Here is a 12634-nt window from a genome sequence, read left to right on the forward strand (position 1 = left end):
CATTATAATGACTTTTCAATATACTTTAACCGCTATTTTTATGACTTTTCAATATTTTAAAAGATGGCCTAAACCATCTTTAATTCTGTTTTTGCTTTTTTAAGAATTTCATCGAAGTTTTCAGGTGAATCTGTTGGTACCTTACGAACATCAATCTTAATTCCCATTGCTAATAATTCATCAAATGTTTTTACATCATCACTTCCCATAGAAACGGCCTTTGTACATACAACCTTTCCTTGTGAGTGTGCCATTGAACCTAAGTTCAATTCTTTAATATCCACTCCACCTTTGATAGCTCTTAATGCATCTTGTGGTGTTTCAAACAACAATAACGCTTTTGTGGCTCCAAAACGAGGATCTTTCGCGACTTGGATCATCTTATCAACTGGAACGACATTTGCTTTTACTCCTGGAGGAGCTGCCTGTTCGATCATGCTCTTTCTTAAATCGTCATGAGCTACATTGTCACTAACAACAATGATACGGTTTGGCCCAACTGTCTTTGTCCAAGCTGTTGCTACCTGACCATGAAGCAAACGTGTATCAATACGTGCTAAGCCATATTTGATATGTCCATCTCCTAAAACTGTTCCTTCAGGAATTGCTCCTTGAGGCGTTGCACTTACTTCTTCTTTCTTTTCTTCTTTTGGTTCTAATTCTTTTGGATTGATCTGTACACCCTCTTGTGCAGTCTGCATTACGTGTGCTGCAATTTCATGTGCTTTCTCCATAGAGAATCTAGAAGCATACGTTTCAATCAACATAGGCAAATTCAATCCTGTGACAATTGCCCATTTGTCTTCGTGACCATCTAACAAGGCACTTGCCTGATTGAATGGAGTACCTCCCCATAGGTCAACTAAGAATAATACTTCTTCTTGATTTTCAAAAGAAGCGATCGCATCTTCCATCTTCTTTCGAATGTCTTCAGGTCCTTCACTAGGCATCAAAGTACAAGGCTTTACATTGGCTTGTTCACCAAAAATCATAGCTCCTGACTGGAAGATACCATTCGCAAATTCACCATGACTCGCAATAATTATTCCTACCATATATTATCTTTTCTCCTGTATTCTTTAAAATTAGTGTACACCAATTTTAAAGAAAGAAAACCCAATCAGCATAATACTGATTGGGCTAATATTCTTAGTTATTTGAATGTAATAATTTATTTGGAATATACATTAAACCTCGTTTAAACACATCCCAAAAACTTAGTGATCTTAGCATTCGATCTGCAGGTACATATTCTCTTATAGCACGAAGTGTTTTTTTGTTGTCTTTTGTAGAGAAAGTAAAGTATGTTTTCTCATTTATGAAAATCACAAATCGAGAAATACTTTTGTTAAATAAGACACTCGCTTCTACTCGATCAATTGTATCCCATGGAATTTGAATACAATCTTCAACATTTCTTTCATTGTAGAATTCAAATGCTTTATTTCCAACCATGACATTTCCATTGGAACTCAATCCCGCAAAAGATGTTGCCTTGATTGTTAAATCAACTTTTGAATTTAATGATTGTGCCATATGTACCTCCTTAAGCTATTACATAATTCCGATTACACGACCAATAATACCAACTACGAATAATGCGATGATAATTGTGATTGGAGAAACTTTCTTCTTCAATAATTTACAGCATAATAAAGTTAATAATAAAGCAGCAAGACCAGGAATCAATGAATCTAAGTTTTGTTGTAAAGTTGTAACTTTGATTTGATTTAAACCAGTAGCTCCTAATGAAGAATATTGTTCTAATGCACTCTTAATTCCGTCAGCATTTCCTTTAATTTGTGACCAATCAATGTATGCACCTTCAGATTGAGCAACACTTGATACAACTGGAGTAAATGAAATACTTACCCAACGTTGAACCAATGCACCAATGATAAACATACCTAGAATACTTGCTCCTTGAGTAATTTTACCTAGAAGTCCACCTGACATATCTTTAGCAATTTTAGTACCTACATTGTAACCAAATTCTTGTGTATACCACATGAATGCTAAACGAATTACGTTCCATAATACGAAGAATAAGATAGGTCCTAAAAGGTTTCCACTTAATGCTAAAGAAGCTCCTAAAGCACCTAAAATTGGACGCATTGTAAACCAGAATACTGGGTCACCAACACCAGCTAAAGGACCCATCATACCAACTTTAACACCTTGGATTGCAGTATCATCTACATTTTCACCGTTTGCTTTTTCTTCTTCCAAAGCAAGTGTAACACCCATTACTGGACTTGACACATAAGGGTGAGTGTTATAGAACTCCATGTGACGTTTTAAAGCAGCAATTTGATCTTCCTTGTTAGAATATAATTTTTTGATTGCAGGAATAATTGAATAGCACCATCCACCATTTTGCATACGTTCATAGTTCCAAGAACCCTGAAGGAATTGATGACGCCACCAAACTTTTTTACGATCTTGTTTAGTTAATGTAATTTTTTCAGCCATTTTCATTTACCTCCTTCAAAATCCTAGTAATCATTCAAGATGTCGCCTAATGGATCACCAGAACCAGTATTTGATCCTCCACCACTATTTTTAGCAGCATCTTTCAAACCTAAATAAACGATTGCGATAACAACACCAATTACACCTAAAGCAATTAGTGTAAATTCATTTACACAAGCAAATACGAAACCTAAAGCGAAGAATGGCCAAGTTTCTTTTGTAGCCATCATGTTGATAACCATTGCATAACCAACGGCAGCAACCATTCCTCCACCAACTGTCATACCACCAGATAACCAAGCTGGCATTGCATTTAATACGCCAGTTACAACTGAACTAGGTACGAAACATAATGCAGCAGCAGGAATCGCAATACGAACACCTTGTAAACAAATACCTACAATTTGCCAACGTTCAATTGCTCCAAAATCACCTTTTTCAGCAGCAGCATCCATGAAGTGAACAATTGGAATTGCAATTGTACGGCAAATCATAGTTAAGAATAAACCAGCTACTGATAATGGAATAGCTACGGCAATTGCTGTAGAAATAGCTGCTGTAGTATCTGTTGTTCCACCATTTAAACCTAAAACCATGATAATTGCAGAAGCAACTGAAGCTAATGCAGCATCGGGTGCAACAGCTGCACCAATGTTTGCCCAACCTAAAGCCATCAACTGCAAAGAACCACCTAACATAACACCTTCTTTTAAGTGACCAGTAACCAAACCAATTAATGTACATGCTACTAATGGTTGGTGGAATTCAAATTGGTCAAGAATTCCTTCCATACCGGCTAAGAAGGCAACAATTATAACTAAAATAATGCTAATCGCTGACATAATAATCTCCCTCTAAATTTACTTTAATTCTGTTTTTGCTTTTTTAAGAATTTCATCGAAGTTTTCAGGTGAATCTGTTGGTACCTTACGAACATCAATCTTAATTCCCATTGCTAATAATTCATCAAATGTTTTTACATCATCACTTCCCATAGAAACGGCCTTTGTACATACAACCTTTCCTTGTGAGTGTGCCATTGAACCTAAGTTCAATTCTTTAATATCCACTCCACCTTTGATAGCTCTTAATGCATCTTGTGGTGTTTCAAACAACAATAACGCTTTTGTGGCTCCAAAACGAGGATCTTTCGCGACTTGGATCATCTTATCAACTGGAACGACATTTGCTTTTACTCCTGGAGGAGCTGCCTGTTCGATCATGCTCTTTCTTAAATCGTCATGAGCTACATTGTCACTAACAACAATGATACGGTTTGGCCCAACTGTCTTTGTCCAAGCTGTTGCTACCTGACCATGAAGCAAACGTGTATCAATACGTGCTAAGCCATATTTGATATGTCCATCTCCTAAAACTGTTCCTTCAGGAATTGCTCCTTGAGGCGTTGCACTTACTTCTTCTTTCTTTTCTTCTTTTGGTTCTAATTCTTTTGGATTGATCTGTACACCCTCTTGTGCAGTCTGCATTACGTGTGCTGCAATTTCATGTGCTTTCTCCATAGAGAATCTAGAAGCATACGTTTCAATCAACATAGGCAAATTCAATCCTGTGACAATTGCCCATTTGTCTTCGTGACCATCTAACAAGGCACTTGCCTGATTGAATGGAGTACCTCCCCATAGGTCAACTAAGAATAATACTTCTTCTTGATTTTCAAAAGAAGCGATCGCATCTTCCATCTTCTTTCGAATGTCTTCAGGTCCTTCACTAGGCATCAAAGTACAAGGCTTTACATTGGCTTGTTCACCAAAAATCATAGCTCCTGACTGGAAGATACCATTCGCAAATTCACCATGACTTGCAAGAATAATTCCTACCATATATTTTCATCCTTTCTTTGAAATTCAATACGCAAAAAAAGACAGACATATACATTTAAACTGAAGATATACAATAAACCAATAAAGATTATATCTTCAATCAAAATAGTAAATGCCTGCCTAACCAGTTACACGCTATTGAATATTCACTTTTTACACCAAAAATGTACCACCATCTGAAAGCGTTGTCAACAATAAAATCAAGAAGTTATCGTACTCGATAAGATTCTCTCCAAGTGCAAAGCTAAATAACCTAACTCCGAATCCGGCAATTCTTTATGCAAAACATGACTCAATTGTTCACATAAAACACGAGCCTGTTCATAAGCGAATGGAAACTTTTCTTTTGTGAATTCCGTAATGTCCATTTGTAATTCCTCATTATTATTTAGTCTCAACAACAAAAACTTAATATGATTCATTAAACGAATATATGACAATGAATTCGCATCAATACGAATATTTAAATCAGCCTGTAATTTTTTGAAGAATTCACGAATCACACGCATAACTTCCATAGACTGCCCTACTTTATTTACCGATATAGCCGAGTGAATATGTAAGGTGATAAACGCAATTTCATCTGCATTTATTTCCTCATGCGTATATTTTTCAATAATATCCTTTGCCTTTAATGCCACTGAATACTCATCCGGAAACATAAGTTGAATATCCATATTAAATGGATTTGATGGAAAATCCTTCTCTTTAATTCTTTTTACCGCAAAATAAATATGATCCGCTAAAGATAATAAAATATCATGTTCTACTTTACCAAATCTTTTTTTTGTTAAAGTAATAATTTCAGATGAAATTTCAATATACATTGGATCAATGTAATCAAAAATATTATTCGACTTCTGTTTCGCCTGATATGACTTTTGCATCTTATATTGCTTCGCATTACGAGGAACATCCACATTTTCCCCTTGTTTTTTACCAAAACCAATTCCTTTAGACATCACAATTATTTCTTCATTTTCTTTTAAAACCAAGATTGTATTATGATTCAAAACCTTTAAAATTTCATACATATCCATTATCCCTTTACCCTTAACATCATATCATGACATTGCATTTTTCCATATTTCTTTTCTAACTCAGCACCATCTTTTATTTTTGTGAATACAACTATGATATTTTCATCCAACGCATTTTCTTTGATATACTTTAGATCTGCATTCCATAAAATATCTCCAGCATTAACTTTCTGATTTGGTTTTACCAACAATTCAAATCCCTTGCCATTAAGTTTTGCCGAATCCGTACCAAAATGAATTAAAATCTGCGTATTATCATCAATTGTGATACCAATCGCATGTTTTGTAGGATAAATCATTGAAATAATACCATCACAAGGTGAAACAACCACACCATCACTTGGACGAATCATAATTCCATCACCCATTAGTTTATGGGCAAACATAGAATCCGATGCTTCCTCTATAGGCATTACCTCACCATTTACAGGACATTCAAGTTCAAATTGTGTTTTAGTTTCTAAAACAACTTCTTTTTCCTCAAAATCATAACTTTCTGGCACATTCAACATATACTCATCCAGTTTTGTTTTTATATTTGAAGCTTGCGGACCATAAATAATTTGAATCGCATTTGGCTGACACATAATAGCAGCAGCCCCTGATTTTTTTAATAATCCCTCATTAATTAAAGAATCATCGTGAATTGTAGCCCTTAATCTTGTGATACAACAATCTAAATCGGTAAAGTTACTTCGCCCTCCTAAGCCTTGAATAATCATTTGACTTCTTGGATCAATCAAAGATTTATCAAAACTAAAATCATATTTTTTCTTATCAAACACCTTAATACTTTCGTCGCGTCCAGGAGTTTTTAAATCGAATTTCACAATCAAGAATTTAAATACACCATAATACACAAAGAAATATACAAAACCAAGTAAAACCACAATGATCCAATTTGTCTTCGCATTTCCTTGTAATATTCCAAACAACGTAAAATCTAGCAATCCGGCTGAAAAAGTAAAGCCAATCGCAACCTTTAAAGCTTGTGCAACCACAAAACATGTGGCAGCTAAAAATACATGAACAACATATAATAATGGCGCCACAAACAAGAAAGAAAACTCAATCGGTTCTGTAATTCCCGTTAACGCACTTGTCAAAGCGGCCGAAAGCAATAAACTCGCCGTCTTTTTTTTAGCATCTGGATTTGCGCACTGACACATGGCTAAGGCTGCTCCAGGCAAACCAAAAATCATAAATATAAATTCTCCCGAGAAAAATTTAGTTGCACTCACACTAAAATGAGTCACACTTGGATTGGATAATTGCGCAAAGAAAATATTTTGCGCTCCAGATACCATTGAACCATTCACCATTTGTACACCACCTAAAGCACTCTGATAAAATGGCATATACCAAACGTGATGCAAGCCAAAAGGAACTAAACTACGCTTAATAACTCCATAAATAAAAGTTCCAAAATAGCCAGAATCCGATATCAATCGGCCTAAATTATAAACGCCATGTTGTAATGGTGGCCAAACAAAATACATAAGCACACCTACAAATACATATGTAACAGCACAAACAATCGGAACAAAGCGTTCTCCTTCATAAAAAGAAATCACATTTGGTAGTTGAATCTGATAAAACCGATTATGCAAATAACTAACACCAAGTCCAACGACAATTCCGCCAAATACACCCATTTCAAGTGACAACATACCGCATACCGAAGTAATGGATCCATCTAAAGCCTGGCCTGAAACTACACCATTCACTATACTTCCATCTAAACAAAGTAATGCATTAATTGTGGCATGCATCACAAAAAAAGCAATAATAGCTGCAAGTGCCGCGACTTCCTTTCTTCGCTTAGACATTCCTAAGGCAATAGAAACCGCAAAAATTAATGGTAGATTATCAAATAAAATTTTGCCCACTTGTTTTAATAAAATTAAAACACTATATAAAAAAGTCCCATTCCCTAACGCAGACTCTAAATGCAATGATGCGATTGTTGTTTCATTGGTCAAAGAACTTCCTACACCCAAAAAAATACCTGCTACAGGAAGTACTGCAATAGGTAACATAAAGGATTTTCCCATTCTTTGCAAAAAGCTAAATACATGATGTTGTTTCATTTATTAACACCTCTACTGTATTTATGATGATAAATGACATTTGTCAAAAAGTCCATAAGAAAAGGTTATGAAGAAGAAATACCTTGATGGTTGATCGATGAATTATTTACAAATGAACCTGAAGAAAACTATATGATGCACTGTCCTGAATGTAATCATAAAATGATTGTAAAAAAATAATTCAACAACTAAAGACAAATACAAAATGTTGGCTATTACGATCGTCCTTTTTGTCGTTGTGGATAACCCACAAATTATGACAATTTGATAGTTTTTCACATACTGCATTTCCCTATTTCCAAACCAAAATCTTAATATACAAGAAAAACGTCTTTACTTATGCAAAGACGCTATATCCTATCATACAAATTTAACAGAAATCTGTATATTATATGGTTTTAAAGACTATACAAGTTTTAAGTGCCTTTAAAAAAGAATTTGGTAGTCGCCAAAGGAATTTAAGGAATTATCTGTAAAAGCACAAGAAAAGCAAGATTAATTTCTTGCTTTTGATATTTTCATGACCCAATAGCCTTTATCACGAGCCATTTTTTCTACTTCATAGCCTTTTTCTTGTAAATAATGAATTGCACTTTGAGCACCATGCTGCTTGCGCATTACGATCCAGAAATGACCATCTGTAGCTAAATGTTCCATACATTGATCAAACAATGAATAAATCATAGCCTTTCCCGTCCGTATAGGTGGATTTAAAAGAATGCAAGCATACTGGCCTTCATTTATACCAGACTGACATACTATTTTTGCCTTACGACGATATTTTTTCATGTTTGAATCAGCAAGTTGACAAGCTCTTTGATTCACATCAATCATTGTCATTTCGGTATGCTTCCAATATTCCATTAAAATCAATGCGATTGGGCCAATTCCACAACCTAGATCTAATGTGCTTTCCGGTTCAGATTCGTTGTCGAGTACTGTTTCTAAAAGAATACGCGTACCTTCATCCAATTTATCTTTACTGAAAACTCCCGCATTGGAATTTAACTTATATGTGAAATCACGAAAATGTATCGTTATTTCTTCTGGTGCATCTTTTACAACATCATTTGTGAAATAGTGTGCCATACTACTTTGTAGCAGCTTCTACAATTGCATCCGCATCAATCTTGTATTTTGCGAATAAAGCAGCTGGTTTTCCACTTTCCCCAAATACGTCTTGAACACCGACACGAACAAGCTTGCATGCTGTTCCAGCTTCAGCCAATACTTCTGCCACAGCACTTCCTAAGCCACCGATAATTGAGTGTTCTTCGCAAGTTACGATTTTATCGTGAGTTTTTGCAAGTTCAACAATCAATTCTTTATCGATTGGTTTAATTGTATGAATATTTACTACAGTTGGAGCTGTTTCCATTTTCTTAGCAGCCTCTAATGCTTCTTGAACCATTAATCCAGTCGCTACTAAAGCAACTTTTTCACCTTTTTGAAGGACAACACCTTTTCCTAGTTCAAATTTATAGTCATCTCCATTTACGCTTTCAACGCCACTACGACCTAAGCGAACGTAGCAAGGACCATCAATTTCAGCTACAGCCTTGCATGCTTGTTTAGCTTCATTGTAGTCACATGGAACGATAACTTTCATACCTGGAATACCACGCATCAAGCTAATATCTTCAATACATTGGTGACTTGCACCATCTTCTCCAACACTAATACCAGCGTGAGAAGCACATACTTTTACATTTAAGTGTGGATAGCCAATACTGTTACGGATTTGTTCAAATCCACGTCCAGTCGCAAACATTGCAAAAGTTGACGCATATGCAATTTTTCCACTAGCTGCAAGACCTGCCGCAACACTCATCATATTTCCTTCAGCAATTCCCATGTCAAAGTGACGAGAAGGATCTACTTTTTTAGCTTCTCCACTCTTTGTACTACCAGCTAAGTCAGCATCTAATACAACGACATTTTCGTTTTCAACCATTAATTCTTTTAAAGCATCACCATAAGCGACACGTGTAGCTACTTTTGCCATTATTCTGCCTCCAATTCTTTCATTGCAGCATGGTATTGTTCTTCATTTGGTGCTACTCCATGCCATCCTTGTTGATCTTCCATAAATGAAACACCTTTACCCTTAATTGTTTTGGCAACAATTACAGTTGGCATTCCTTTCGTTTCGCGAGCCTCTTTTAGTGCAGCACGCAATTGATCAAAATCATGACCATCTACATTGATTACGTGACAGTTGAAAGCTTCGAATTTTTTATCCAAAGGATAAACACTCATAACTTCATCTACATGACCATCAATTTGAAGGTTGTTGTTGTCAACAATAATACATAAGTTATCTAACTTATAGTGAGCTGCTGACATTGTCGCTTCCCATACTTGTCCTTCTTGGCATTCACCATCTCCAAGTATAGTATAAATACGGTGATTATTTTTATCCAATTTATTTGCCAACGCCATACCTACAGCACAAGAAATACCTTGTCCTAAAGAACCTGTAGACATATCTACGCCTTCTACATAATTCATATTAGGATGTCCTTGTAAACGTGAATTGATAGCTCTAAAAGTTGTCAATTCCTCTTCTGGAAGGAATCCTTTTTCAGCAAGTACTGCATATAAAGCTGGACTTGCATGTCCCTTACTCAATACAAAACGATCACGATTTAATGTATTTAAGTTTTCCTCATTAATATCCATTTCTTCAAAGTATAACTCTGTCAAAATGTCAGTTGCACCTAAACTTCCACCCGGGTGTCCACTTTGGGCACTATACACTTCTTTCACAATATTTCTACGAATATTTTTTGCGTGCAATGCAAGTTCCTTGTTTTCCATAATATTTACGCTATCTCCTTTTTGCGCATACATTATAACAAACTTTTTCCCACAATACACCCCCTACAAAAAGTCAATTATTTCACAAATGCATATCTTGCCAAACATAAGCAGCATCATTGATCAATTCCACGTCTTTTTGAGAAATTCCAATCAATTCTAATACTTCAAAAATGTCTAACCCTTTACCAAATAACTTTTTAAAACAATCCCTTCTCGCATTTGCCTTCTCTTGTTTGATTACTCTTTCTAACACTTCTTGAATCACATCTGAATGCGCATGATAAAACATCCCATCCAATTTTAAGGAAAGTTTTTCATCTACATCCAAAAATAATTTCCTTAGTGTATCAATATCACATCCTCGATTCATCAAAAGTAAATAAAAACTGCGAATTTCCAAGTTATACACTCGTTTACGAAACAATTCAAATTCTACATCTAATTTTTCCATTTTTTGTTCTCCTTTTTTCTACACTCTCTTATACGTAAAAAAAAGAAGTTTCACCAAAAAAAAGTGAGAAATCAATCTCACTTTTCAACTTCATAAATCATGGCACCAAAACTAGGAACATTTACTTCGATCATATATGGCTGATTATGTCTTGTAAGACGCATTGCCTGCATCTCTTGAGGTGCATGACCTTTTAAGTTTCCGTTGTATTTATCCCACTCTGTATTCAAAATTTCTTTATATTTACCTTTGCAAGGAACACCAAACTGTTGGTGATCATATGGATTTGTTGAGAAATTCATAATAATAACGAAATCTTTCTTTGAACCTCTACGAATAAATGAGAACGTATTTTGTCCTACATTATCTGCATCAATCCAACAGAAACGACTCGGATCATAATCCTGATTGAAGAATGCATCATTTTCTGTGTAGATCTTACCTAAATCTTCACATAGATGTTTAAACGCATCATGCATTGGATAATCCAACAAGAACCAGTCACAACTCTTTTGTTCGTCCCATTCACGCAATTGTCCAATTTCATTCCCCATGAAATTCAATTTTTTACCAGGGTGCGCAAACATATATACATATAAAGCTCTTGCCTGGGCAAACTTATCTTCATAACTTCCCCACATCTTATCTACAATTGTTGCCTTACCATGTACAACTTCATCATGACTAAATGGCAAGATGAATCTTTCAGAATAGAAATAAGCCATTGAAAATGTAATATCGTGGTGATGCCACTTGCGATAAATCGGATCTCTTTTCAAATAAGACAATGTATCGTTCATCCAACCAAGATCCCACTTATAGTCAAATCCTAAGCCACCTGCATAACTAGGTTTAGTGACATTAGGGAAATCACTAGAGTCTTCTGCAATCAACATGATTTTTCCTTGATATTCTTCATTCAACAAGTAATTCATACGCTTCATGAAATCACATGCACCTTCATTTACTCCGTTATTTTTATTTCCATGCCAGAAAATCGCATTACTAATGGCATCCATTCTCAATCCATCCACATGATAAACGTCTATCCAGAAATTAGCTGCAGACATTAAGAATGAACGAACTTCTTCTTTCCATAAGTCAAAGTTAGCTGTTCCCCATTCACTGTTGGCATCTTCTGGTTTTGAATATTCATATAAAGGAGTGCCATCAAACATTCCTAATGCATAATTATCCTTCACGAAGTGCACAGGCACAAAATCCATAATAACACCGATACCCGCTTCATGAAGTGCATTCACAAAGTGCATCAATTCATGATTTGTTCCATAACGAGATGTACTTGAAAAATAACCCGTACATTGATATCCCCAAGAACCATCAAATGGATATTCACATAATGGCATAACTTCTACATGTGTAAAGTGATGTTTCTTACAGTGTTCAATTAGATCCTTTTCAATTTCATGATATTGTACAAATTCTTCGTTCTCATCCTCTTTTTTCCATGAACCAACATGCATTTCATAAATATTCACAGGTGAATCAAAACCCTTATTTCTTTGATTTAACCATTCTTTGTCGGTCCATCCATCATAACTTAAATCCGATATAATACTTGCCGTATTCGGTCTTAATTCACTATAAAAAGCATATGGATCCATTTTATCTACCAATTCACCATTTGCCTGCCATACACGATATTTATAAGAATCCTGATTCTTTGCACCTTGCACAAAACATTCCCAAATACCACGTTTATCTTTTTTCATTTTACTAGCTTGGTCGTCCCAATTATTGAACGTCCCAATTACTGATATATTTTTTGCGTTTGGAGCATATACTCGAAAGCGAACGCCATCCCCTTCTAAATGTGCACCAAAAATATTATATGCATGTATATCACGCCCTTCAAAAAAGGCTTTTGTCTTTCTTTGATCCATAATGATATAACCT

At 35.4% G+C, this 12634-nt stretch carries 12 protein-coding genes; all 12 read right to left on the reverse strand.

What is annotated here, in order from left to right; genetic code table 11:
- Positions 1-68: 68 nt before the first annotated feature.
- The gene (locus Q3907_RS03520; RefSeq protein ID WP_301897259.1) at positions 69-1055 is read right to left on the reverse strand and encodes a PTS sugar transporter subunit IIB; all 987 of its coding nucleotides are present in this window, start codon (positions 1053-1055) and stop codon (positions 69-71) included.
- Positions 1056-1149: 94 nt separating this feature from the next.
- Positions 1150-1536 (reverse strand): DUF956 family protein, encoded by a 387-nt coding sequence (locus Q3907_RS03525; RefSeq protein WP_003866160.1) that lies wholly within the window; start codon positions 1534-1536, stop codon positions 1150-1152.
- 18 nt (positions 1537-1554) lie between these two features.
- The gene (locus Q3907_RS03530) at positions 1555-2472 is read right to left on the reverse strand and encodes a PTS system mannose/fructose/sorbose family transporter subunit IID (RefSeq protein ID WP_281739990.1); all 918 of its coding nucleotides are present in this window, start codon (positions 2470-2472) and stop codon (positions 1555-1557) included.
- Between the two features lie 23 nt (positions 2473-2495).
- The gene (locus tag Q3907_RS03535; RefSeq protein ID WP_301897264.1) at positions 2496-3314 is read right to left on the reverse strand and encodes a PTS mannose/fructose/sorbose transporter subunit IIC; all 819 of its coding nucleotides are present in this window, start codon (positions 3312-3314) and stop codon (positions 2496-2498) included.
- 18 nt (positions 3315-3332) lie between these two features.
- Positions 3333-4313, reverse strand: a complete 981-nt coding sequence (locus Q3907_RS03540) for a PTS sugar transporter subunit IIB (RefSeq protein WP_301897265.1) — start codon at positions 4311-4313, stop codon at positions 3333-3335.
- A 200-nt stretch (positions 4314-4513) separates the two neighbouring features.
- The gene (locus Q3907_RS03545; protein WP_301897266.1) at positions 4514-5347 is read right to left on the reverse strand and encodes a PRD domain-containing protein; all 834 of its coding nucleotides are present in this window, start codon (positions 5345-5347) and stop codon (positions 4514-4516) included.
- 5 nt (positions 5348-5352) lie between these two features.
- On the reverse strand, positions 5353-7443 hold the full coding sequence (locus Q3907_RS03550) for a PTS transporter subunit IIABC (protein WP_301897267.1): 2091 nt from the start codon (positions 7441-7443) through the stop codon (positions 5353-5355).
- A gap of 495 nt (positions 7444-7938) precedes the next feature.
- Entirely contained in the window at positions 7939-8532 is a 594-nt protein-coding gene (locus tag Q3907_RS03555) for a class I SAM-dependent methyltransferase (RefSeq protein ID WP_301897268.1), read from the reverse strand.
- Between the two features lies 1 nt (position 8533).
- Entirely contained in the window at positions 8534-9448 is a 915-nt protein-coding gene (locus Q3907_RS03560) for a transketolase family protein (protein ID WP_295560480.1), read from the reverse strand.
- Positions 9448-10296, reverse strand: coding sequence for a transketolase (locus Q3907_RS03565; RefSeq protein WP_301897269.1), 849 nt, complete (start codon positions 10294-10296; stop codon positions 9448-9450). Before Q3907_RS03565 ends, Q3907_RS03560 begins: the two co-directional genes overlap by 1 nt.
- 49 nt (positions 10297-10345) lie before the next feature.
- Positions 10346-10717: a hypothetical protein gene (locus tag Q3907_RS03570; RefSeq protein WP_301897271.1), complete on the reverse strand. Its 372-nt coding sequence runs from the start codon at positions 10715-10717 to the stop codon at positions 10346-10348.
- Positions 10718-10794: 77 nt separating this feature from the next.
- Positions 10795-12621 (reverse strand): 1,4-alpha-glucan branching protein GlgB, encoded by a 1827-nt coding sequence (gene glgB / locus Q3907_RS03575; protein WP_301897272.1) that lies wholly within the window; start codon positions 12619-12621, stop codon positions 10795-10797.
- Between the last annotated feature and the right edge of the window lie 13 nt (positions 12622-12634).

Source organism: uncultured Holdemanella sp., assembly GCF_958348295.1.
Lineage (GTDB): Bacteria > Bacillota_I > Bacilli_A > Erysipelotrichales > Erysipelotrichaceae > Holdemanella.

What these genes read in the sequence shown, in the direction of transcription:
- glgB (WP_301897272.1), bottom strand. Translation starts at nt 12,621, where the DNA reads ATGGATCAAAGAAAGACAAAAGCCTTTTTTGAAGGGCGTGATATACAT.
- Q3907_RS03545 (WP_301897266.1), bottom strand. Translation starts at nt 5,347, where the DNA reads ATGTATGAAATTTTAAAGGTTTTGAATCATAATACAATCTTGGTTTTA.
- Q3907_RS03565 (WP_301897269.1), bottom strand. Translation starts at nt 10,296, where the DNA reads ATGTATGCGCAAAAAGGAGATAGCGTAAATATTATGGAAAACAAGGAA.
- Q3907_RS03555 (WP_301897268.1), bottom strand. Translation starts at nt 8,532, where the DNA reads ATGGCACACTATTTCACAAATGATGTTGTAAAAGATGCACCAGAAGAA.
- Q3907_RS03560 (WP_295560480.1), bottom strand. Translation starts at nt 9,448, where the DNA reads ATGGCAAAAGTAGCTACACGTGTCGCTTATGGTGATGCTTTAAAAGAA.
- Q3907_RS03570 (WP_301897271.1), bottom strand. Translation starts at nt 10,717, where the DNA reads ATGGAAAAATTAGATGTAGAATTTGAATTGTTTCGTAAACGAGTGTAT.
- Q3907_RS03550 (WP_301897267.1), bottom strand. Translation starts at nt 7,443, where the DNA reads ATGAAACAACATCATGTATTTAGCTTTTTGCAAAGAATGGGAAAATCC.
- Q3907_RS03535 (WP_301897264.1), bottom strand. Translation starts at nt 3,314, where the DNA reads ATGTCAGCGATTAGCATTATTTTAGTTATAATTGTTGCCTTCTTAGCC.
- Q3907_RS03540 (WP_301897265.1), bottom strand. Translation starts at nt 4,313, where the DNA reads ATGGTAGGAATTATTCTTGCAAGTCATGGTGAATTTGCGAATGGTATC.
- Q3907_RS03520 (WP_301897259.1), bottom strand. Translation starts at nt 1,055, where the DNA reads ATGGTAGGAATAATTATTGCGAGTCATGGTGAATTTGCGAATGGTATC.
- Q3907_RS03530 (WP_281739990.1), bottom strand. Translation starts at nt 2,472, where the DNA reads ATGGCTGAAAAAATTACATTAACTAAACAAGATCGTAAAAAAGTTTGG.
- Q3907_RS03525 (WP_003866160.1), bottom strand. Translation starts at nt 1,536, where the DNA reads ATGGCACAATCATTAAATTCAAAAGTTGATTTAACAATCAAGGCAACA.